A 25,307-nucleotide genomic window follows, 5' to 3' on the forward strand; every position below is an offset into this window, starting at 1 on the left:
TAAGAAAAAGAACCTATGAATAAAAATGGTCCAGTTGTAGTAATTGAAGATGATGAAGATGATCAGTTCATGCTCAATGAAGTGTTTAAAAAATTAAATTATAAAAATGAGGTCGTGTTTTTTAACGATGGAAATAAAGCCCTGGACTATCTTAATAAAACGGAAACTGTTCCGTTTTTAATTATTTCTGACATCAATATGCCCATGATCAATGGTTTTGAACTTAGGAGTAAAGTATCTGTCAATGAAAAACTACATCTTAAATGTATTCCCTATCTTTTTTTCACCACTTCAGCAACCAAACAATCCGTAATAGATGCTTATGCTTTAACGGTGCAGGGTTTTTTCGTAAAGCCTAATAGTATGGATAAATTAGAAAGCAGTCTTCGTAAAATAATGGAATATTGGAAAGAGTGCATTGCTCCCAATGAATATTAATATTCCTTAAATTTGGAAATGAACTATGCTACTGCAATAGCAGCTTCTCTTGTGGGAATTTTAATTGTTTCCATCCTTTATGCAAGATGGAAGAGAAAAAAAGAGCTTGGTAAAAGTTTGAGCGAGCCTTTTCCTGAAAAATGGACAAGCATTCTGGAACAACAAATAGTCTTTTATCAGGAGCTGGACGAAACGGATAAAAAAGTTTTTAAAAAAAGGGTTCAGCTTTTTATTGCGACAAAAGTCATAAAAGGCGTAGACATTGAAATAAGTGATGAAATAAAACTGATGGTAGCTTCCAGCGCAGTGATTCCCACATTTGCTTTTACTGATTTTAATTATCCGAATGTACATACGGTTTTAATTTATCCTAACAGTTTTGATTCCAAATTCCAAACCGAACGGTATGAGGGACACGAAGAAAACATTTCAGGGATGGTGGATGGAAGCTTCAGCAACAGCACTGTCATTCTTTCTAAACCTGATCTGGTGCAAGCTTTTGACGGACTTCCACACAAAGAGAATGTAGGCATTCATGAATTCGTTCACTTGCTCGACAAAGATGATGGTGTTATAGATGGCATACCCGAGTTGCTTATAAACAAGGCATTTGTGGCGCCATGGTTACATCTTATAAAAAATGAGATCACAAAAATTGAGAAAGGAAATTCCGATATAAATCCCTATGCCCTGACTAATAATTCAGAATTTTTAGCGGTGGTCGGCGAATATTTTTTCAATAATCCGGAGAAATTTAAACGGAAACATCCGGAGCTTTTTGAGGCCATGAGTAAGATCTTTAACAGGAAATAACCTGGGCGTTTCTCTAAGATTGCACTCTCCCAAAAATCTTCTTTGCCAAATTTTATCAGCTGATCTAAATCCTCTTGTTAAGGGAGTATTATTCGATATCCGCGTTTTAATGGCTATTTAATAATTTCAGATTGTGGAATATTAGTGTATATTCAAATTCATAATGAAACCCGTATGAATAATTGTTACCCGCTTGCCCGTCTTATCAGACACATCAGTTTAGTTTGCTGTTTTCTTTCTTTGTCCTTATCAGCACAAAAAAGTATGCTGGATTCTCTCAGGTTAGAAATTCAGACAACAAAACAAGATACTATACGCGCATGGTGTTTGAATGATGTAGGGGAACTGTTGTACGCACAGTATCCGGATTCGGCAATTATTTTCTGGCAAAAATCGGCGCAGTTTTGTAGCGACAAGCTCAAAACAGCGACAGATAAAAAAATAAGACACGCGTTTTTAGCAGCACAGGCAAGAGCCTGGGTGAATTGTGGCACCTATTATCAAGCAAGTCTTGGCCCGGATGAAGGTCTTAAATATTTTAAGAAGTCGATGGACGTGAGCACTCAAATTGCAGACAAGGACGGAGAGGCAATTTGTTTGTTAAGTATGGGTAATGCTTATCTGAGAAAGGGAGACCTTCTGCAAGCGCTCGAATATTATCACAAAGCTTTAAAAATTTTCGAAAAAATTGACTCTCCCAGCAATATGGCTTATTGCCTCGGCAACATTGGTAATCTGTATGCAGAACTCGACGATATTGAGAACGCATTGAAATACACGAATCGTTCGGCGAAAATTTATGAAAAGCTAAACAATCAGCCCGGACTGGCATTTGCACTGAGCGGCGTCTCTGCCATTTACAGAGATAATGGAGATCCGGAATGCAAGGACTTGCCTGCGGTATGCGATTCAAAAAGTAAAAATAAATCACTGCAGGGCTATTTGAAAGTTTTGGATATTTGGTCAAAAGCAGGTGAACCAAGCGGCATTGCAAATGCAGCCAGCAACATTGCCGCCATCTACCGTATACAAGGCGATCTGGTAAAAGCTTTGCAATACGCCACCAGCTCTTACACTTTGTACGAATCTCTCAACAACAAACAAGGCATAAGTGCTTCTGCTAATGTGTTGGCTCGAATAATGGAAGACAAGGGTGATTTTAAAGCAGCTGAAAAATATGCTGCCAGGTCTTTGGCCATTGCGAAAGATATTGGGAATATGAGAACCATGAGCGCTGTTCCACTGATTTTAAAGAGAATTTACGAAAGGAAAGGCGATTACAAGGCTGCTTTGGAAATGAATGAACTATCTGTGAGAATGCGGGATAGTATCAGTAATGAGAATACACGGAAAAAAAGCATTAAAAAGCAGTTTGAAGTTGAATACCAAAAACAGGCAGAAAAGGATAGTATTCTGAATGTCATTAAAATTGAGAAAGCACAACTTAAGCATGAACAGGCAATTGGTCAGCAACGGATCTACACATTCGGGGGTATTTTTGGTTCTGTTTTGATGTTGATTGTGGCGCTGGTTTCTTTCAGAGCATATAAAACGAAGCAAAAAGCTAACACCATTATCTCAAAACAAAATGCTCAAATTGAAATATCAAATAAAGACCTTCAAAGACAACACATGTTGAATCAAAAAATATTTTCAGTGATCTCTCACGATTTTAGAGGCCCAATTCTTTCACTTAACCTGGTGCTAAACAGATTTAAGGACGCCAGCACCAATGAAAAATTGAATGGCTATTTAAAGGACATAGGAACCTCCGTTCATAACGCCAATACTGTATTAAACAATCTTTTAAACTGGGCCAAAACGGAGATAGCTTTAGAATCTTTTGACAAAACAGATTGTTCAATAGAAGAGGTAGTTGAGAAAACGGAAAAAGAGTTTGCAGAAAAACTGGATGAAAAAAACATTGAAATTGTGCGCCATATTCCCGCCGGCGCAATGATCCGTCTCCCGCATGATATTCTGCAGATTGCCATCCGGAATTTAATTTCTAACGCGATTAAATTTAGTCACGGGGGTGGTAAAATCGAAATCGTTTTCAATGCTGATAAAGAATCATTAGTAATTAAAGATTTTGGTACGGGCATGTCCGCCGAAAAACTGGCACAACTTTTTAATAACCAGGTAAACGCTGCTGTTGGCACTAATAAAGAAGAAGGTTTTGGCATTGGACTTTATATAGTTTCGGAATTACTGTATAAATACGGTTTCACTATCAGCGTAGAAAGTGTACCAGGAGAAGGAGCTGCGTTTCAGATAGTCGCGCGCTGATGGCCTCTAACCCCTATATTTAGAAACTACTTATTTTAGATTTATGGTAACAAAAATTGTTTTGGGAATATTTGACGACCACTCCTTTTTCATAAAAGGTCTTAGAGATTTTCTTGAGCAACATGAATTTATTAGTATCAAATTCACCGCAACTACAAAAGAGGCCCTGGAAAAAGAATTGGAGACTCATTTACCCGACATTTTAATTATGGATGTTTTGGCACCTGACGTTACAGGCCTTGAGTTATATCTGAATGCTTTAAAACAATACGATTCACTAAAAATAATTGCCTACACTTCCTTGCGAAGCGAGATATTAATTGATAGTTTATTAAGTATCGGGGTAAAAGGGTACGTGAATAAAAATCAAACTCCCGAAGATTTGATTGAAGCTATAAAGGATGTGCACTATGATTTAATATCTGTACCCGACGAATACAAAGCGCTTATTCCTGAAACAACACATGTAAAAGCCATTTTTACGGTGCGGGAATCCGAGATAATGAGACTCATAGCTATCGGACAAACTTCGGAGTTCATCGCTAAACAATTGTCTGTCTCGCTTCGTACCATTGAAAATATTAAGGTTAATTTATTTAAGAAACTCGAAGTGAAAAACGCTGCAGAGCTTATTCTTGCAGCCACCCGCTTGGGCTATCTCTCCTGAGAACGTTTTTATCCCTTTTCTGTAATTTGCACAAAACTACTATTGTTTTCTGCTTCTCGTGATTCTATTATTGTTGTGGTTAAAAAATGCTAAACATAACCCATTTATGGCATTCAAAAAAACCTGAATTAAAACAGAATCCCATGGAAAAATTATTGAGTCTTAAAGGTTACCTGCAGTTAAATAAAATTGCAAAAGCCTTGTATCTAACCCTTCTACTTGCCGTTTTGAGTACTAAATCCTTTGGATACGGTATCGATCAAACCAGTTTCACGATTGATAAATGTACAGGATATATCACGATAATTTACGCGGTACAAAACATCGGTTCCAGTGATGATGACTGGCTTACAGCTGGAAATCTTTTCTACAAAGATGTGAATAACAACTGGGTTCTTTTTCACAGTTATACAAACAATTGTAGCTCTAACAGTTGCTCAGGCGGGGGATCGGCAGGAGCAATAAATTATTTTTCAGGAGGGGTAACCCGCTTTAATGTTTCTTCGAGACCAGATGTTTATTTGAATCGGGTAGTTTTATATAACCGTCCTTCTGACATCAAGTACCCTTATGAATTCAGATTCGATTATTCATGGGAAAACCATCAACAAACAACGCCCGACCAAACCGATAACAGTCCTTCCCATTACTCTTCTCCTATCTACCAGCAAACCATCGAAAAGCCCGATAACCTCACGGCATCAAACAATGTATGCGGGCAGGTAGATCTGGAATGGGAAAATCCATTTCAAACCTGGGAGGTTACCAATAGCTGCACAAATCAGACTTATCAGAATTTAATTTATAAAAACAATGTACTAATTGCCACGCTTCCTGGAGGTTCAACTAGTTTTACCGACTATACAGTTGCTGTTAATACAACGTATGACTATAAGGTGAGGGCAGCTAACGTTAAAACTTTTTTTAGTATTTATAGTCTCTATTCTTCTATTGCAAACGGCGGATCAAAGCCATCGCCTCCGGCACCGAATAATTTTGTTGCCACAGATAATTTGTGCAATAGCTCAATTGAATTGACCTGGGACTTTAATTATACCAGTCCAAAGGATTTTCTTATTAAGAGAAGTCTTGCATTAAATGGAGTTTATACTACTATAGCCACCGTTTCTGCCAACGACAGATATTATTTAGACAATACCAATGTAACACGAGGTGTACAGTATTATTACGCGATCACCTCGAGAAATACCTGCGATTACGAATCTGGTATCATCAAGACAAATGGCATTTCGCCGGTAGATCCCGCTGTGGCAACTAACCTGGTTCTTACTGCGGATGTGATCAATAATCAGTTTTTATTAAGCTGGACCGACAATGCTACCAACGAAGTTAAATATCAGGTGGAGAGACGTGATGATCAAAGTAACTCTGTAACATTTGATTTGAATGCAAACGCAACCTCTTATATCGATGATAATGTTTCGGCCTGTAAGGCTTACAGATATTACGTAAAAGTATTTTCCGGTTGCGTTCCTTCGGGTTTGGCTTCTGTGCCTACCGCCACGGCATCATTGCCGGTCCCCAACCTGAATACAACTTTTAACTCTGCAAAAAAACTTACTTGTTCGAAAGGCTATTTTGGAAATAGGGTAGAGCTGAGCTGGAGCAATAACAATGCTATTAATATTGACTTATTTAAAGTGTACAGGAAACAATTAGGAACAACGTTAGATTCTGTGTTGATAGCTACATTACCAAGTAGCAGCGCGCTGTATATTGATAATACCGGCGATGCCCGTGTATTTTACCGTTACACGATTGTGGGAGCAAAAAATTGTTTGAATGTTGAATCCCTTACGAATATTTCCAGTGACATTGGTTTCCGCGATCCAACTGGTTTGGTAAGTGGTCATATTGAATACGCCGGTGGAATTGCAGTGAGCGGAGCAAAAGTTTTTGTACAACAAAACGGCCAGTCGAGCGGAAATTCCTTGAGTTTTTCCGGTGGCTTGTTAACCGTTAGTGATAATGCCAGGTTAGAGCCGGGCGCACAAATGCGGATGGAGTTCTGGCTCAAACCCGATGGAAATAATGCTTCCTTTGTGGATAAGGCTAACGCTTTTTCATTTATAAAGTCAGGAACTAATTACCAGGCACAGGTATTCATTGGTGGTACGGCCAAAACTATCACAACAACAGCAGTCACTTCAAATCAATGGAACCACGTGGCGATGGTATATGACGGTACTGCTTTAAAATTATTCGTGAACGGCGTCCTCTCGGCAACCGTGGCTGCGAGTGGTGATGTTACCGACAATTCCAGCAACCTTGTTTTTGGAAATGCTTTGTCTGCTTTTTTATTGGACGAGTTTCGTCTGATTGGCCAGGCGGCGAGCGATTCAGTTATAGCAGCGGAAGCTGGCAGGATTTTAAACGGTAACGAGACGGGATTCAAATGTAATTTACATTTTGATGAAGGCGTAGATTATTATGCTTATGACCCCTCAAAAGTTGGGAATGTATTTAATGCGAATCACGGTGTGATGACAGGCTCTGTTGCGTGGAGTACTGATAAACCCACCTCTTCCCAATTAGGTTACTTCGGTGTAACGGATGCCCTGGGGAATTATTACGTGTCGGGTATCAGATACACAGGTATAGGGGAAAATTTTAGTTTGGTTCCTTCTTTTCAAACGCACTCCTTCGCGCCAAATTCACGTTCGGTTTATATCGGCGACGCGTCTTACATTTATAATAACCAGGATTTTATTGACAACTCCTCTTTTCCCGTATCAGGAAGATTATTTTATAAAAATACTTCTTGTCCGGTACCAGGAGCTAATTTAAAAATTGACGGTTCGGTAGTTATTTTAAATGGCCTGCCTGTTGTAACTGACGCCGCCGGCCTTTTCAGTATTACGGTGCCTATCGGAAATCACTTTATAACAGTAGAAAAAACTTCGCACGATATGGAAGATGGACGCTACCCGCCAATCGGTACTCATAATTTCCAGGCATCGGTATCCAACATCAATTTTGTAGATAGTACAACCAGAACACTAGTTGGTCGTGTGGTTGGTGGCTTAGTAGAAACCGACAAAGCACCGGGAATGGGACGCTCTGTTAATAATTTGGGCTCTGCCCGCATTAAGCTGGTGTCGCCCATTGCAGGAATTCCTTGCTTTTCAATTGTGGTGCAAACAAATAGCACAACGGGAGAATATTCGGCAAACATACCTCCTTTACAGTACCGGATCGATTCCGCTTATGTAGTTACTAACTCTGTTGTTATCAATAAAAACAACTTAACCAACGCTAACAAGGTAATTGATCTTACACAGGTAGGTGCCAGAACCACCGAGGTAGATACGCTTTTAGACAATCTGGGTGGTATTGTAAGTATTGATTCGGTTAAGTTTCACAGGCGCCTCGACATGACTTACCGTATTGCTCCCTCAATAAATGTAACGAGGTTAGATGGCTCAACTTTTATTGGTGAAGACTCATTGTCTTTCGGATCGACGCGTTACAGTATAAAGCCAGTAGGTGCAGGCTGGGGAGATTTTGGATTTCCGGTATTTATGCAAGGCAAAACCTACAAAGCAAAAATACATGGAGCAGAAATTTACACCAATTCAGATAACGGCAATAAAGACACCGTAAGATTAAGCGGAAATGTTTTTGTAACTAATAATTTGGTTGACGGCGCAGATCCAAATCCCGTTGCACCAATGACCAATGGTGTGGCCATCTACACATTTGTTTGTGGTGAGCCAAACAATGCTACAAACGCGCTTTTTCCGGCCTTAGATTATACCAAAGATATTCAGATGGTTTTGGTTCCAGGCGGAGCAGCTTCTGTGGTATGGCGCCCGAACGCAGTACCCAATTCAGATTATCACGCTTATGTTTATGGACAAAAAATAACAGGAACAGGCGTTTCAACACAGGGCCCTGAAAAAGTAGATTTTATTTTACGTGACCCTCCTGGCTCCGGAAGCTCCTCAAAATGGGGTACAGGAACTACCGTTAGTAACGTATCCAGTTATTCGAGAGGTGTTAGCCAGGAATCTGAAACTACAGTTTCTGTTTTGTTAGGTAAGCGGGCTTTAACCGGTGCGCTGGCTTATTATGAAGCCATTGAAGTAGATAATACTGCCGGACTGGGCTTTAGCAATACTTACGCAAAAACAAAAGACAATACCTACACGGAAACCATGACTACCTATAACACGGTTTCTACAAGAGATGATGCGAATCATGTGGGTGCTCCCGCTGATATATTTATTGGACGCGCAAAAAACTGGCTCGTCGGACCAACTAACAATATCGAACTAAGAACTTCTGCAGCGTGTGCAGTAAGCGGTGCTTGTTTTGGGAACGTTGTAAACGGCTACCAGCTTGCAAAAACAGTAGGGTATGCCATTGCTCCAAATGGTGTAAGAACTCGTTTTTCATATACACAAGAAGAAATTGAAACCATTGTGATTCCAACTCTGGAAAGTATTCGTACTTCGTTTTTAGTAAACAACACTTCTAAATATACAACGCATCTTGCGGCAAACCATCCATTATTTGGAATAAATAATGATGATCCTTTATTGACAGTGAGATCCACAACAACGCCTGCTATCTACGATCTTAGTGACACAACTGGAACTTCCTATACTGTGCGATGGTCAATTAGCAAGGATCTTACAAAAAATACAATTGACTCAGTAAGGGTGCTTAATACACAAATAGCTTTATGGAAAAGAGCGCTGGCTCAAAACGAGCGTGAAAAATATATGTGTAAGAATAACGCCACAGGCGCAAGTCTTATTGATAATTTCACCCTGGGCTCAGCTGTTGTTACAAGCGCCTATTCCGTAAATATGGATAACACAACTACCGAAACCTACGAACTGGCTCTCGGCTCTAATGCGAAAGCTACGCTGGGTGCAGCTATCGGCGGCATAGGTTTTAAAGCAGATATTTCTTTAAGCGTATTTGAAACAAAAGGAGATGCCACTTCCAATGGTGTCACAACGTCTAATACGTTTGATTATACTTTAACGGATGGGGATCCTGGTGACATCATGAGTATTGATGTTTACAAATCTCCTGAAGGAACTGGAAACGTTTTTATTACAAGAGGTGGACAAACGATGTGTCCTTACGAGGATGCTGTTAACCTGCACTATTACAATCCTGCTAGTCCCAATGCAGAAATCGGTTCTCACTCTTACAATGCGGCTGGTTACTATGTGTTGGCAAATGCTACCGTACAACGTGAAATGCCCAACATTGTCATCACTCCCGCTATCCAGTATAATATTCCTTCTGCACAGGCTGCGTCTTACCAATTATTGCTTTCTAACCAGAGTCCTCTAACAGTTAACAACGATCTTAATTTAACTATTCGTGTGGCAAGTCAGAGTAACCCGAATGGGGCAGTATTAAAAATAGATGGCAACGATGCAAATACTACAGTAAACATTCCTTCTGGTGGTTCAGTTATTAAAACATTAACCATCGAACGTGGTCCTATCGAAATCGAATACGATAGTATCATGGTTATTTTTAGTTCAGTATGCAGCCAGGATATAGCAGACACGGCTTATGTAACGGTTCATTTTATTCCAACCTGCACAGACTTGTCATTAATTAATCCAAGCAACAACTGGATCCTTAATAACGGTAACAACAATGTTGCCGATATACAGGTCTCCAATTATAATTACAATTACGGAACGGCTTCTTACATCACCGGTACAACTACAACTATTTTAGGACTTAATAAGATCGGTATTGAGTTCAGACCGCTCAATTCTAATGTATGGACAGAGTTTAACTCCTTCTACAAATATCCCGCAAGTGCTTTGCAAGACACTATTCCCAACAATCAGATTTATAGCGATTATAAGTGGAACATCTCCACCGTACCTGACGGCAATTATGAATTGAGAGCGCTGTCCTATTGTTTAAATAAAGATGCAAGCTTCTCAACCGTATCCTCGCCAATATTCGCCGGGATCATGGATCGTATCAATCCTTCACCCTTTGGAACACCAACCCCTGGTGATGGTATTCTTGATCCTAACGATGATATTTCCATTCAGTTTAATGAGCCTATAGATATCAGCAGTTTATCGGCGCTGAACTTTGACATAAGAGGAGTTTTAAATGGAGAAGCCATCAGGCATTCTGAAAGTCTTAATTTTAATGGTATATCAGGGTATGCTGAAGTTTCAGGAGGTGTTAGCATACAAAAACGCGATTTTACAATTGAGTTTTGGGCAAAATTAAATGCAACGGGTAGCGATCAGGTTGCCATAAGCCAGGGTGGAGATCCTGTGCAAAACATGACCATTGGTTTTGATAATTCTGATAGATTCAGATTCACATTAGGAACGCAAACAGTAACCTCTGCTTCAGCTGTTTCCTTGCCGGGCGACTGGCACCATTATGCAGTAGTTTATGATTATACAGGAACAGATGCAAGTGTTTATATTGATGGGGCATTAGCAGGAACCAACTCTAACTTTACAATTGATTACACAGGATCAGGAAAGTTGGTTTTTGGCAAAGCGATTCCGGCAAACAACCGTTTTTTAAACGGCAACTTGCACGATGTACGTCTTTGGAACAGGGCACGCTCTCTTTCAGATATTGTCATTACTATGAATAAAGTACTCAGCCGTAACCAGTCTGGTTTAGTGTATAACTGGAAAATGGATGAAGCAGACGGAGTAATTTCAGCGGATCATATAAGGTCCAGGAACGCTTCTGTTGTTGGCGCAACGTGGGAGGTAAATCCTAACGGAAATGCCGCACAATTTGATGGTAGCGACGATAACCTGCAAATATCTTCCGGAAATATTACGCTCAATAAAGAAATGGATTTCACTCTCGAATTCTGGTTTAATTCTACACAATCAGGCGCGGCAACTTTATTCTCTAACGGTAAGGGCGATGGTGTAGGGGCAGATTCAACGGATTCGTGGAACATTCAAAAAGATGCGTCAGGTAACATTCACGTGTATCATAACGGTTTGGACTTTGTTGCAACTACCACAAATTATTTCAATGGCACCTGGCATCATTTCTCTTTAGTATTACAAAGAGGTGTTAACTTGTCGTCGTACATTGATGGTAATCTTCAAAATTCTGTTCAGGCAGCACCATTCAAAAACTTATCGGGTTCTTATATGTATTTGGGAGCTCGTGGGTATTTTGCCAGCAACGTTATTAACTATGATAATTTTTATAACGGAAAGCTGGATGAATTCAGATTGTGGAACATATCCCGCAGAGCCGAACAGATTAAACGCGATAAACAGAACCGCATGTTGGGAGACGAATTTGGACTACAGGCATTTGTTCCATTTGAAAGTTATGCCATGGTTTTAGGAACGCCATCGCTAACCGCTACGTTTAATGACCAATCGGTGAATTCCCTTACTGTAAATGCACAAAACGGTGTGCAATCAATTAGTCAGACGCCAACAATTAAATTGCCACGTCCGGTACAGTCGGTTAACTATACCTGGTCTTTAAACAGCGATAAGATCATCTTAACCACAACTACTGCACCTGAACTAATCGAGAATGTAACCCTGGATATAACTGTGAAAAATGCCTACGACATGCATGCTAACAGAATGCAGTCTCCAAAAACATGGATTGCATACATTAACAAGAACCAGGTAAAGTGGCAGGATGATCACTATGATTTTCAAAAAACAGTGGATAGCACGATCACCTTTGTCGCACCAATTGTAAATACCGGTGGCGCATTAAAATCCTTTACTATTGCTGGTCTTCCGCTTTGGATGACAGCAAGCTCTAACAGCGGAACCATAGCGCCTAACAGCGTACAATCTATTACTTTTACAATTCCTGCAGGTGGAAGCATTGGCGATTTCAATACAGACCTGACTGTTACAACCGACTTTAATTATGCGGAGGTTTTACAGATCAATTTAAAAGTAAGAGGCATCGTTCCTTCCTGGTCAGTGAATCCTTCAGACTTTCAGTATTCTATGAGCATTTTCGGGCAAATGAAAATTGATCATGTGATTGCTACGAATCCTGAAAATAAAATCGCAGCTTTTATCAATGGTGTTATCTGCGGTGTAGCCGATTTACAATATGTTCCAGCTTACGACAGATATGAAGTGTTTTTAAGCGTTTACAGTAATACTATTACAGGCGACTCTATACGCTTCAACATTTATGATGCGGCAAGCGGTTTAACTTTTGTGAACGTAACGCCATTAGTAATGTTCGTTGAAAACGATGTGGTTGGTACAATTACAAGTCCAATTACTTTTACCGCAAATACGGAGATTTTAAGAAAAATTCCTCTCAACGCGGGATGGACCTGGATTTCATTGCCTTTAGAATCTGCAAAATTACGCACGAGCAATTTATTGATGGCGAATCTTCAATCCTCAACGGGTGATATAATAACAGGCACTTCCGACTATGATCAGTTCGATGCAAGTTCGGGATGGCTGGGGAATATTACACAGGGCGCAGGTTTTTTTAATAACCAGTCTTATAAAATGAAAACAGCAAATGCCGATACGCTCATTCATATAGGAAGCCGTATTAACCCAGACTCAGCCTTAGCTACGATCAATGTTGTTCCGGGCTGGAACTGGATTGGGTATGTTTCAAATAAAAATGTGTTGGTAAATGAAGCTCTGGGAAATTACAATGCAGTTACCGGCGATTTAATTAAGAGTCAATATCAGTTTGCCTACTATGATAACTCCATCGGCTGGACGGGCAGTTTAACCCATATGAAACCAGCAATGGGTTATATGCTTCAGTCAGGTGGCATCAGTACATTTCATTATCCACTTTCAACATTTGTTGGAAGGCCGGTTTCAGAAAGCCAAATCATTGAACAGCAAGTTTTTCCTTTCACGCCTGAAGTATACGCAAACACTATGTCTGCAATACTTACAGGTAACATTTGTGCCGAAGCTTTAGATCAAAATAATCTTGTTATAGGAGCATTCGATGCTACTAATAGTTTAAGAGGGTATTCAAGCCCTGTGTTCAATGCTGCAACTGGTAAGTATAATTTTTATTTAACCCTCTATAGTAACACCGAGGGTGAATCTTTAAACTTAAACTATTTTAATGTAACGGATGGTTCCGTTTTACCAACGCATGAAGTTTTAACCTTTACTTCGAATGCTTTAAAAGGAAAACCAACAGCTCCTGTACTGGCAAACGTCGCAGACTCTCTGGCCTGCAGAGTGTCTGACATCACGGGTATAAGCGAGGTAAGTAGTGCTTCCGGAAACATTGGAGTCTACCCAAATCCTTTTACGGATAACCTTACTGTTAGTTTCAATACAAGTGTTTCTGTAAAAGTAGAAGTGCTGGATGTATTGGGTAAAGTAGTTTATGTTACGAGCATAAAAAACAAACAAGAGCATACTATTAGTTTAGGGTCGGGTAACCCTATGTCTGCTGGTATGTATCTCCTGCGAATATCCGGTGATGTTAACAAGCAAGTCAAAGTAATTAAAACAAAATAATTTTTAGTACCATTTAATTATGAAGACCATGAAAAATTTAGTTTTAATAACATGTTTAATGATCTGCGGAAAAGCGATGGCGCAGGTGCCTTCGTCCTGGACGGTGAATGCTGCCGCTTATCAGTACCAGATGTCTATGACCTGCAAAGCGAATGTTGCCTGTGTGGAGTTGGCAGATACCAACAACTATATTGCGGCATTTGTAGGTACACAATGCAGAGGAGTGGCAAAAACAAAAGTGCTTTTTGGCAGCTCAAAATTGGGATTGCTAACCATTAAAAGCAATAGTGTTACCGGAGAAAAAGTAAAATTTAAGATTTACAAAGCTACCGGCAATACCATTTTTAACAGTGTTGATTCCGTTATCTTTAGTCAGGGAACACAAACCGGCGCGCTGGCAAGTCCATTTGTTTTGTACACGAATCATGCTCCTACAGATGTTTCTATTTCGACTTCTACAGTTGCTGAAAATTCTTCGCTCGCTGCATCCATTGCTACTTTAACCACAACCGATCAGGATGCCGGAAGTACATTCAATTATTCTTTAACTACCGGTCAGCCTGAAAATACGCAGTTTTCAATAACAGGAAATCAATTGCTTGTGAATGCCAGCTACGATTATGAAACAGACTCCGTTAAAATCATTGAAATTCATTCTGATGACAACGGCGGATGTTCTTATACAGAAACTTTTACCATAAGTGTGATTAATAAAAATGACGCACCTGTAGCTTTGTCGTTAAGCTCGCCTTTACTTAGTGATCACCAGCAGTTAGGAAGTTTTATGGGTGAGTTTACAACAGTAGATCCCGATTTGAACGATACGCATAGTTATACGCTGGTTGCCGGAGTGGGAGGCGCAGATAACGCGCAATTTTATGTTCAGAACGACACCTTATACAATATCTTTCAGTTGGATTACACCGCGCAATCCATTTATCATATACGCGCACGAACAACCGATCAAGGCGGATTGTTTTTTGAGAATACATTTACATTAACTGTTTCCAATGTAAATGATGCACCAAGTGATGTGCTGATTACTAATTATTTGATCGATGAGAACCAACCCTTAACAACGGCCATTGGCACCTTAACGGTTGTAGACAACGATCTTGCCGACACACATACCTTAACCATAGAGTCAGGCCTTGACAGTGCACAGGTATCTTTGTCAGGAAATGTACTGCAAACGAATGCAGGCTATAATTTTGAATTAAAAGATACCCTGTATGTAAAAATTAGAGCTACCGATCCCTACGCAGCTTATTATGTAAAAACTTTCACCATAGTTGTCAGAGATATAAACGATGTTCCTACAAATAGTGCTTTGTCAAAAGACAGTATCCAGGAATTATCACCGGTGAATACGGTAATCGGTGCTTTCTCTTCAACCGACGAAGATGCAGGCGCGACCCATGTTTATGCATTAACAGCGGGAGCGGGAGATACAGACAATAATTTGTTCCTGATTTCGGGAGGTCAATTATTATCGAATTTAAGTTACACCTATACAGATCAGACTTACACGCTCAGAGTGCGCACCACAGATAATGGAGGACTGTTTTTTGAAAAGATTTTTCAGGTAAAAATTTACAACAGAAATGAAGCGCCTTTAAGCATCATTTTAGACAGTATCGCAATTACCGAAGACAATGCCACATTTTCGCACGTAAGTAAAATTCGTACAGTAGACAGAGATAATCCCGATGCTTTTACTTATGCCTTGGCATATGGCTCTGGCGATGAAGATAATTCGGAGTTTGAAATTAAAAACGACAATCTCGTAATTCTGGGTAAAACAAATTACGACGTAAAAGATGTGTACCATATCAGGATCAGATCAACCGATCTCGAAGGTTTAAGTGTTGAAAATGCTTTTGAAATTACTATAGCGGATATCAAAGGAAATACAATTCCGTTGCCATCAACGAACTATATTTCTCCTAACGGTGATGGAAAAAATGATTTCTGGAAAGTAGAGAACGTGGATATTTATAAAGAATTCGCATTAAAAATATTCGATCAGTTCGGACAAGTAATTTTTGAAACGGCAAATAATTATAACAACGAATTTGATGGCAGGTACAAAAGCAACGCACTGCCTACAGGAAACTATTATTACATTTTTAAGAACCAACGCATTAGTTACCAGGGAAACATCACTCTTGTAAACTAAAACCACATTATAAAAATTCACACAATGAAAAAGCTTGTTTACATAGTACTTTTTTTCTTTACGGTAAGCGCCCGTGCCCAGGTCTTATCATACGATTTTTATTCTTTCAGGATAAATAACATGTTTAACGTGAATCCTGCCTATGCCGGCAAAGAAGATGGGTTCGATATTACTTTAAGTGCGCAAACGCAAAACAAAGGCGTATCCTATGCAAACAAAAACTACATGTTTGGCATTGATGCAAAAATATCAAAAAAGCAAGCCTTGGGTTTAAAAGTCATTTCAGATTCAAGAGGGGCATTCCAGGTTTTGAAAACAGATCTTTCCTATGCCTACATAGCTAAGCTGGCAAACGATTCTAAATTTACTTTGGGATTATCCGGAGGCCTTCTAAATAACAGTCTGATGGTTAACCGGATTGAAAATTTTCAGTCGCTCGACCAATCTGATCCCACACTCACAAAATCTTATTATAATACGAATCAGTTTGTAGCCGGTGCAGGATTTCTCTACACTTTTAAAGACCTGGAAGTGAGTTTTTCCATGCCACACATCATATCCACCAATCAGCCTTTAAATGGATACGTTAACGCTGCGGTCTTTTATACTTTGAAAACAAAAAATGAACAATTTAAGTTCACCCCATGGATCTGTTATCAGAATATTCCGGTTACAAAAGATCTGGCTTCGGTGTTTCTTAAATCTATGTATGATGACAAGGTGTGGGTGCAACTTGGCTACCAGACAAACAAATCATTTTGTGCCATGTTTGGTGTAACGGTTGAGAATTTAAATATTGGCTATGGTTACAAAACCAGCAACCGCGAGTTTAACGCAGTAACATCGGGGCTGCACGAAATCACCTTTATCTTAAAAATTAAAGACTGGCATGGTATAGGACATGTGTTTTAGACATTTGCCCGGGAAGATATTCTGAACCATTCTGCACAGCGTTCAATTTTAATTTACTCCTTCACAAACTTTTTCACGTATAGTGTTTTAGTTGCATCTGTAAGACTGATGTAATATACTCCCGCAGCCAGTTCGCTTGCTCTTATTTTTGTTTCACCAGAACTGAGCTCTTGTTCTAAAACAATTTGCCCCAAGGTGTTTATCAACTTCAAAGTCAAGTGGGATATCGAAGTACTGGAAATTACAAATTCATCCTGGAAAGGATTTGGAAAAACGCTTACATCTGAAGCATTCCCTTCCGCATTGGCAATACCACTGCAATCTGAAACATTCTGAACAATGGACGCAGTTTGCGTACAACCACTCAGGTTAATTCCGGTAACAACATAAGTACTGGTAGTTACTGGAGCTACAGCGTAATTTGCGCTCGCCGGACCTTGCTGCCAGTTATAGGTGTCGGCACCGCTGGCAGTCAGTAATACAAATTCGCCTGTGCAGGTTTGAGCCTGATCACTTGTAACGCTTATTACTGGGAGACTTACAACGCTTACCGAACTCACCACAAAAGATGTACTTGCACAACCAAACGAACTCGTTCCACTTACAGTGTAAGTGCTGTTCGACGAAGGGCTTATGTTAAAGCTTCCGCCGGTAACCGTGTAACTTCCGTTAGGCCCGGCACCGTTAGGGCTTATTACAAAGGTCTGTCCTGTGCAAACTGATCCGCTATTTACAGTAATGGTAGGCAGAGGGTTTACGTTCACACTGCTCACAACTGAATTGGAGTTACATCCCGGAACATTCGATCCTACAAGAGTATAAGTTGTAAAACTCAAAGGTGAAACAACAAAGCTATTACCACTTACGGTATAGTTGGTGGCTCCAGTGGGAGTCAATGTAAAACTCGAACCATAACAAACATTTCCACTGTTTACACTAATAACAGGCTTCTGGTAAACCGTTACAACGGCTACTACCGGCTGCTGCGAAACACAGCTGAATTGATTTGAACCAATCACGGAATAGCTGGTAGTGGCAGAAGGCGATACGATATAATAGCCATTACTAAAAGTATAGCTCATGGCCCCGCTTGGATTCAGCGTAAACGACTCCCCGCTGCAGATGGAACCGCTACTTATAGAAATAGTTGGTGAAGGATTCACGGTTATTGTGGTAACCGCTGTGTTAGTCGAAGTACAGCCTTCTGCGCTCATTCCTGTCACAGAATAGTTGCTTGTTACAGAAGGTGAAATAACCGGTGAGCTACTGCTAAAACTATACGAAGAGGCTCCCGATGGAGTCAGAGTATAAGAGTCGCCGTTACAAATAATGCCGCTGCTCACCGTCACTGTTGGTCTTGCAAAAACAGTTACCGTGGCAAGCGCCGTATTGGAACTCACACAGCCCAAAACACTACTGCCTGTTACCGAATAGCTGCTTGTAATAGTCGGCGATACTTGTGCTGAACCGCCGCTGATAGTGTAAGTGTTTGCACCTGTTGGTGAAAGTGAAAAGGATTGGCCGTTACAAATAGTACCACTGCTCACCGTAATACTTGGTTGCGCAAATACGGTTACCGTTATAGCTGGACTATTGGAACTTATACAACCCAGGGCGCTCGATCCGCTAACCGTATACGTGGCAGTTTGGTTAGGACTAACCTGGGCCAAGCCAGAACTATAAGTATAGGTGCTGGCTCCAGATGGAAGGATAGTAAAAGTACTGCCTGCGCAAAGTGTACCGCCATTTACACTAATAACCGGCGAAGGAGCCACACTGATGTTCGCGATCGCGGTCGACGTGCAACCTTCGGCATTGATGCCTGTAACCGTATAATTTGTGGTCGTATTCGGATTTACTACCGACGAATTTCCGCTGATAGAATAAGTTAAAGCGCCATTCGGAGCTATATCAAAATAATCTCCAGGACAAATAGTTCCATTGCTAACTGTAACAGTTGGACTTTGTGCATATACCACATCGAGCGTAAGATTTGGACTTGTACCACAGGAGTTGCTGGCGGAAATGCTCAGCGTTCCATTTTGATTTGGATTCACAGAAAAAATATTTGCCGAAATTGCAGTGTTGGTCCAAGCTGGCGGGAAAGTCCATGTATAAGCAGTTGCCGTTGCAATAGCAGCGATACTATATACGTGTTGGGCCAGGCTCGAGCATGCAAGTGTTGTGCCCATAATAGCCGTAGGAATCGCCGGAGCGCAATCATTAAATTTTACAAGAAAACCATCGTCCACCGCTGTTCCACCTATTGAAGTTTGAAAAGCACTACTGGTGGCAATCGCGGTTGCACTGCCGGTGGTAGCATGTGTTTCACCTGCCACATAATAACGGCCGGTAATATCTCCCGCACAGGCGAAGCCTACATCATCGCCTGTTCCACCATAATAAGTGCTCCATTGCCTTTGACCAACGCCGTTGAATTTAGTAAAAAACGCATCTCTGTTTCCTGCATGGATATTTTGATGCGAGTTGGGACTGCTCATGATAGAACTTGTGGAGGTGGTAGTTAAGCCTGAAAAGTATAAATTTCCGAGCGTATCATTAAAACACGAAAGCGCGATATCAAGTCCCGATCCGCCATAATAAGTACCCCATTGTCTTACCCCCGAAGCATTAAACTTGGCAGCAAAGGCATCTGTAGTTGTTGTCGTGTTAACACTCTGATAGCTGTTGTTTGAAGCTATACTCGTGTCTCCTATACTGCTGCTTTGGCCAACTATAAATACATTGTTATTTTTATCAACCGAACAGGCGTAACCATAATCCTCACCGCTACCTCCGTAGTAAGTGCCCCACAAACGAGAACCATTTGCATCAAATTTCACAAGGAAAGCATCAGATGAACCGCCGCTGCCAGCCTGGTGAGACCCTGGCGAAGCAACAACAGTTGCCTGGTTAAAGCTCCAGAAAAAAGTGCGGCCCGTCATATAAACATTGTTAAGAGTATCTGTTTTACATCCTGATCCTACATCATTGTAATTGCCGTAATAAGTGCCCCATTGTCTCACGCCCGATGCATCAAATTTTACAAGGAAAGCCGTAGTACTTCCTATCAAGCCCGTTTGAAAACCTCCGGAAGTAGCAATATCAGAGCCGCTTGACGTTTGTCCTGACATGTAGATATTTCCGAGTTTATCTGTAGAACACGACAATCCGGTGTCAAAGCCGGTTCCCCCATAATACGTGCCCCATATACGCACTCCGGCGGAAGTGAATTTTACCAGGAAAGCATCGCCGTTGCTGGTAGTACTCGCGCTGTGAACGGTTTGGTGAGCCCCCGGCGTTGCAATAGATACCGTACCTGTAGACCATGTTTCTCCTGCCATGTAAATATTTCCTGAAGCATCAACGGTACACGCATGTCCGAAGTCGTCCGCGGCACCCCCGTAATAGGTAGACCATGTTCGGCTTCCCGCCCCGTTAAATTTTACCAGAAGCGCATCTCTGTAACTCGCCAAGGTTGTTTGATGCGCGCCAATGGTGGCCATACCGCTGCTTGCAGACTGTCCCACAGCGTAAACAACGTTTGCGCCATCTGTAACAACTCCTTCAAAATTATCTGTTCCACCTGCTCCATAATAGGTGCCCCACACTCTTGTAGGTGGATCTATTAAAAGGGGCAGCGAAGGATTGTAATTTTGAATACTAAAACTTAAAACATCATTGTCTATTTTCCACTTTGCTTTCAAAGCGATTCCATTCTGGTACACAAGTGGTGCGCCTTCCTGGATGGCTCCAAGCGGCGTTTTCAAAAGAAGACTGCCATCAGATTGAATTTCGATATCCGCTCCTTTTATTTGTAATTTTATCTGTTGGTAATCGGTATTTGGCTTTACTACATAATCATATTTCAGCACACCGTTTTTATAATAATAATGCAGGTCAATATTCTTATAAATATTTTCAAGAGTTATATCCCCATAGCTCTGTACGTTTAAAACAGGGTCATTGCTGTAAGAGAGGTAATAATTGTTATATCCAACTAAAGGGAGCCCCTTTTTTACACTAACACCGCTGTTTGTACCAAGCCATTTCACATCCACACGATAAACCGTGCTGCTTGCGGGAGTACTGCGACTAAGTAAAGTCTTTGGATCAATCTGTTCTTTCCGGTTTTCCACCCGCGACAATTGATAACTAATGCCTTGCGCCCCAATGTGAAAATCCATGCGCCCGTCGAAGCCGCTAAATAAGATATCAGGACGCTGACTAAAATGCTGGTCATGAATCTGGCCCTTGTTTTCGGTAAAACCACGATTTTCATTTCCGGGTTTGGTTTCAATAGCAAAAAGACTTTGGCTGAGAACGAGCAGACTCGCTAAAATAGAGTTCTTCATAGAGTTGGGAATACCAGATAAAAATAACAAATTCCACCCTCTCTTTTTCCACTAAGAATCAACAATCCTTTGTCAGTAATACAACCGTAGTGGCTTTAGCACAGGAAGATGCCATACAACTGCTTTAAAGAGGACTAAGAAAAGTTGAGGGCCGGAAAAAGATATTTCAGGCTAAGTCATTAAAAGCTTAGCGCAGCAGCTTGACGTAATTAAAATGAAAGCAATAAAAGCCGCTAAAGATCAGATGAATAATGAACCTCAACCATAGACTCATTTAGGTACAGCCGTTCAAATAAACCAAGTTATACAAATCTTTCAGATTATCCAATGCCGCTTTTTCAAAAAAAATGCTTTTGTTAGTGGTAATTAAACAAAGCGATTAACACTAAATAGTGCCTTAAAAATTATGTTTTCAGTCATTAAAAAAACCTTTGCCAAACGCACCACTATTTCAGAGAAAGATGTAAAAAAAATTCTTTCTGCGCTTGAGGTGCGCCTGGTAAAACGCAAAAAGAACATACTTGATGCAGGTGATGAACCAGACTACATGTTTTTTTTGAACAAGGGTTTATTTCGTGGTTACATCTACGATGATCAGGGCGATGAACAAACTACCGATCTGATCTCGGAAGGCAATTGGTTTGGCGACCTGAAAGCTTTTACAACGCAGAAAAAAGCAACTTTGTATCTGGAAGCACTCGAAGATAGTCAGGTGTTTTTACTAAGCAGGAAAGATATCTATCGCTTTTACGATGAAATTCCAATGTTCGAACGCTCGGTAAAACAAACTATGGAAAGCTATTATGTTAAGGCAATTGACAGGGCAAGAAAAATAAATTACGCCGGGCTGCATGCGCAAGACCGTTATAAAGAATTTGTGATGAAATGTCCTACACTCGAAAAACGCGTACCGGCCCTTTACCTCGCCTCTTATCTTGGAATTAAACCTGAGACATTGAGCCGTTTACGACATCCGCACGAAAAAACGCAGGAATCTGCCTTAAATCATGAAAAAAAATTGAATGATGATCTAAAAAAGCAGGCATAATGTGCTGGATGCGCTCTGTTAAGGCGATTCAACGGGTTTAACCTCTTAGTAAATTAAAAATTGACTTGATAAATATCAAGAACTTAAGTGCGATTAATCAATCAATTTATTGCCTTCGGGCTTTTATATTTGAAACCACACACTGCAAACGGACCATCTTTAAACCTTTATGAAAAAAAAATCTACCCTTAACTTTTTCATCATAATTCTTTTTCTTGTTTGTGCACAGCAGTTCAAGGCTCAGGAAGTTACGGGAATTTTAAAAGATGCAAAAACAAATGAACCTGTTATTGGCGCTGTAATTGTTATCAAAGGAACCACGCAGGGAACCACCTCTGATCTGGAAGGTAAATTTTCTCTTATAGCACCTACGCTTCCTTTTACTTTAGCCATTACAAACATCGGTTACATGACGCTGGAATATCCGGTGACCTCCCTCAACAAACCTTTGAATATAAAATTAAAATCGGATGAGGTTAACCTGGAGGAGGTGAGTGTTGTGGCACGCGGACTCACCGAAAAACAAAAAGAATCGCCTTTAACGGTGGAAGCGCTCGACGCCAATGCCATCAAAGCAACTTCTGCCGCCAATTTTTATGAAGGACTGGGCCAATTAAAAGGCGTGGATCTTACTGCAGCCAGTATAGGTTTTCGCATTATTAATACACGCGGCTTTAATAGTACTTCGCCCGTTCGCTCTTTGCAAATCATCGATGCGGTAGACAATCAATCACCAGGCTTAAATTTTTCGTTAGGAAATTTTTTAGGGGCATCAGAACTCGACGTACAGAAAGCGGAGATCATTGTGGGTGCCAGTTCGGCTTATTACGGCCCTAACGCCTTTAATGGCGTAATCAGTATGGTCACCAAAAGTCCCTTTATTAAGCCCGGCATAAGCGCTTCCATAAAAGTGGGAGAAAGGAATTTGTTAGAAACTGCTATTCGTTACGCGGAAGTTTTTAAAAATAAAAAAGGAGTTGAAAAATTCGCTTTCAAATTCAACGTTTTTTATATGCAGGCTCACGATTGGGAAGCAACAAATTTAGATCCTATAACAGGTTCGGTAGATGGCAAAAATAATTGGGGTGGATATAATGCAGTAAACAGGTACGGTGACGAGATTGTTTACCGCGCTGTCTCTTCGGGTCAGCAAATTAATTATCCAGGCTTGAGAAATTTTTACAGAACAGGTTATGAAGAAAAAGACCTGGTAAACTACGATACTAAGAACATAAAGTTAGGCGCTGCTCTACATTATAAACTTAAGCCGGAAACAGAACTCATCTATGCCTTTAATTTTGGAACCGGTACAACGGTGTATCAGGGTGATAACCGTTATAGCCTCAAAGACATCTTATTTTTTCAGAATCGCATAGAATTAAAAAAGGCAGACAAATATTTTATTCGCGCTTATTCTACAAACGAAGACGCGGGTAATTCTTACGATGCGGTTACTACTGCTATCCTGCTTCAGAACCGCTCACGAAGCAACGCCGAATGGGGCGACAAAGCCTACCGGAATTATTACGCGTCCAATATCGTCTCCCAGGTAAAGGCACTTCCTGGTTTTCCTAAAATAGGTCCCTTTATTAGTCCGGGCAATCCAAACAATTATTATTATGATTATGCTGCAGCCGATGCGGTGATGGAGGCAAACTCTGATCTGATGCAGCAATGGCACAACCAGGCCAGGGCAAGTGCTGATAACGGCAGCGGTAGCCCATACCTTGTTCCCGGAACTCCTGAATACAAAGAAGCATTTAACGATATTACTTCAAAACCCCTGGGGCAGGGCGGTTCAAGACTCATAGATAAGTCCGGACTTTATCACATACATGGTGAATACAAGTTTACGCCCACGTTCATGAACATCACCACCGGCGCTAACTTCCGTTTATACACTCCAAAATCGCAGGGAACTATTTTTAGCGACACGGGCAATGTAGTCATCACTACCTACGAGTATGGCTTCTACGCGGGACTTGAGAAAAAAGTAATGCAGGACAAACTAAAATTGAACCTCACGGGAAGAGTTGACAAGAACAAAAACTTTGATTTTATAGTCTCACCTGCAGCTTCAGGAGTTTACACGTTCAACAAAAATAATATCTTACGTCTCTCCCTATCGGCCGGCATTCGTAATCCAACTTTACAGGATCAGTACCTTTATTACAGTGTAGGTAACGCTATCCTCCTCGGAAATTTGAATGGCTACGATTCTTTGGTGACCATTCCATCCATACAGGATTATTATAGCAATGTAACAGTGGATAGAAACAAACTTTCCTATTTTAATGTTGCTAAAATAAAACCGGAGAAAGTAAAGTCTATAGAGCTTGGATATAGAACGACTATTTTTGACCGCATATTTATTGATGGAAGCATTTACTACAGTTTCTACCAGGATTTTTTGGGTTACCAGGTTGGTGGCGATGTTAAATTTAATCCGGGAAACACTAACGAAATTTCAAGCATCCAGGTATACAGGATCGCTGCCAATGCCACGAACATTGTTACTACGCAGGGTCTGTCCATTGGAGCGACTTATTATTTCAAAAAATATTTTTCTTTTTCAGGAAATTACAGCTACAACGAATTAAATAAAAAAGGAACCGACGATCCCATCATCCCTGCTTTTAATACGCCAAAGAATAAATTTAATATCGGTATTAGTGGGCGCGAAATAAAAGCAAGGATCCGGACTTCTTCAAAAGGCAAAGAAGAGCCTAAATATATTTCGCTTGAAGATTTTGGATTCAGCATCAATTATAAATGGGTGGAAGCTTATGATTTTACAGGTTCACCGCAGTTTTCGGGTTATGTTCCTACCTACGACATGCTCGATGCGCAGATCAGCAAATACGTTCCTAAAATTAAATGCACCTTTAAATTAGGAGCCTCTAATCTTTTAAATAACCAGAAGTTCCAGGTTTACGGTGGTCCGAAAATTGGAAGAATGGCCTATTTTTCTGTTTTGCTTGAACTCGACAGAAAATAGTTTTTTTCCATTTTAAAATTAATTTTTTTATCCGCCTGACGGAGAAAATCGAAAATACTCAACAAGAGAAGTACTTACAGCTTGTTTTGCTTAAAAAAGGGGAATGCC

10 protein-coding genes are annotated in these 25,307 nt (G+C 40.5%); 9 read left to right on the plus strand and 1 reads right to left on the minus strand.

Going from position 1 to position 25,307, the window contains the following annotated elements:
• Positions 1-15 precede the first annotated feature (15 nt).
• The 7 genes from CNR22_13190 to CNR22_13220 all read left to right on the plus strand — a co-directional run bounded on the left by CNR22_13190 (position 16) and on the right by CNR22_13220 (position 16,798).
• Positions 16-438 carry a response regulator gene (locus CNR22_13190; GenBank protein PBQ32687.1) on the plus strand — a complete coding sequence of 141 codons (423 nt, stop codon included), beginning with the start codon at positions 16-18 and terminating at the stop codon, positions 436-438.
• Positions 439-456: 18 nt separating this feature from the next.
• Positions 457-1,251: a peptidase gene (locus CNR22_13195; GenBank protein ID PBQ32688.1), complete on the plus strand. Its 795-nt coding sequence runs from the start codon at positions 457-459 to the stop codon at positions 1,249-1,251.
• Positions 1,252-1,395: 144 nt separating this feature from the next.
• The gene (locus tag CNR22_13200; GenBank protein PBQ32689.1) at positions 1,396-3,540 is read left to right on the plus strand and encodes a hypothetical protein; all 2,145 of its coding nucleotides are present in this window, start codon (positions 1,396-1,398) and stop codon (positions 3,538-3,540) included.
• Between the two features lie 43 nt (positions 3,541-3,583).
• Complete coding sequence (locus CNR22_13205; GenBank protein PBQ32690.1) at positions 3,584-4,207, plus strand: hypothetical protein; 624 nt, start codon at positions 3,584-3,586, stop codon at positions 4,205-4,207.
• An 86-nt stretch (positions 4,208-4,293) separates the two neighbouring features.
• Positions 4,294-13,707 carry a hypothetical protein gene (locus CNR22_13210; GenBank protein ID PBQ32691.1) on the plus strand — a complete coding sequence of 3,138 codons (9,414 nt, stop codon included), beginning with the start codon at positions 4,294-4,296 and terminating at the stop codon, positions 13,705-13,707.
• Positions 13,708-13,726: 19 nt separating this feature from the next.
• Complete coding sequence (locus CNR22_13215) at positions 13,727-15,886, plus strand: hypothetical protein (protein ID PBQ32692.1); 2,160 nt, start codon at positions 13,727-13,729, stop codon at positions 15,884-15,886.
• 24 nt (positions 15,887-15,910) lie between these two features.
• The gene (locus tag CNR22_13220) at positions 15,911-16,798 is read left to right on the plus strand and encodes a hypothetical protein (protein PBQ32693.1); all 888 of its coding nucleotides are present in this window, start codon (positions 15,911-15,913) and stop codon (positions 16,796-16,798) included.
• Positions 16,799-16,851: 53 nt separating this feature from the next.
• Here the strand turns inward: CNR22_13220 and CNR22_13225 are convergent, their stop codons facing one another.
• Entirely contained in the window at positions 16,852-21,153 is a 4,302-nt protein-coding gene (locus CNR22_13225; GenBank protein ID PBQ32694.1) for a hypothetical protein, read from the minus strand.
• A gap of 406 nt (positions 21,154-21,559) precedes the next feature.
• Between CNR22_13225 and CNR22_13230 the strand changes: the two genes are divergently transcribed.
• The gene (locus CNR22_13230; GenBank protein PBQ32695.1) at positions 21,560-22,201 is read left to right on the plus strand and encodes a hypothetical protein; all 642 of its coding nucleotides are present in this window, start codon (positions 21,560-21,562) and stop codon (positions 22,199-22,201) included.
• A gap of 169 nt (positions 22,202-22,370) precedes the next feature.
• Positions 22,371-25,199, plus strand: coding sequence for a TonB-dependent receptor (locus tag CNR22_13235; GenBank protein PBQ32696.1), 2,829 nt, complete (start codon positions 22,371-22,373; stop codon positions 25,197-25,199).
• Positions 25,200-25,307: the final 108 nt, after the last annotated feature.

Source organism: Sphingobacteriaceae bacterium (assembly GCA_002319075.1).
Lineage (GTDB): Bacteria > Bacteroidota > Bacteroidia > B-17B0 > Aurantibacillaceae > Aurantibacillus.

Coding starts and splice junctions, on each gene's coding strand:
- CNR22_13210 (PBQ32691.1), top strand. CDS start 4,294: ATGCTAAACATAACCCATTTATGGCATTCAAAAAAACCTGAATTAAAA.
- CNR22_13230 (PBQ32695.1), top strand. CDS start 21,560: ATGTTTTCAGTCATTAAAAAAACCTTTGCCAAACGCACCACTATTTCA.
- CNR22_13235 (PBQ32696.1), top strand. CDS start 22,371: ATGAAAAAAAAATCTACCCTTAACTTTTTCATCATAATTCTTTTTCTT.
- CNR22_13205 (PBQ32690.1), top strand. CDS start 3,584: ATGGTAACAAAAATTGTTTTGGGAATATTTGACGACCACTCCTTTTTC.
- CNR22_13220 (PBQ32693.1), top strand. CDS start 15,911: ATGAAAAAGCTTGTTTACATAGTACTTTTTTTCTTTACGGTAAGCGCC.
- CNR22_13215 (PBQ32692.1), top strand. CDS start 13,727: ATGAAGACCATGAAAAATTTAGTTTTAATAACATGTTTAATGATCTGC.
- CNR22_13190 (PBQ32687.1), top strand. CDS start 16: ATGAATAAAAATGGTCCAGTTGTAGTAATTGAAGATGATGAAGATGAT.
- CNR22_13225 (PBQ32694.1), bottom strand. CDS start 21,153: ATGAAGAACTCTATTTTAGCGAGTCTGCTCGTTCTCAGCCAAAGTCTT.
- CNR22_13195 (PBQ32688.1), top strand. CDS start 457: ATGAACTATGCTACTGCAATAGCAGCTTCTCTTGTGGGAATTTTAATT.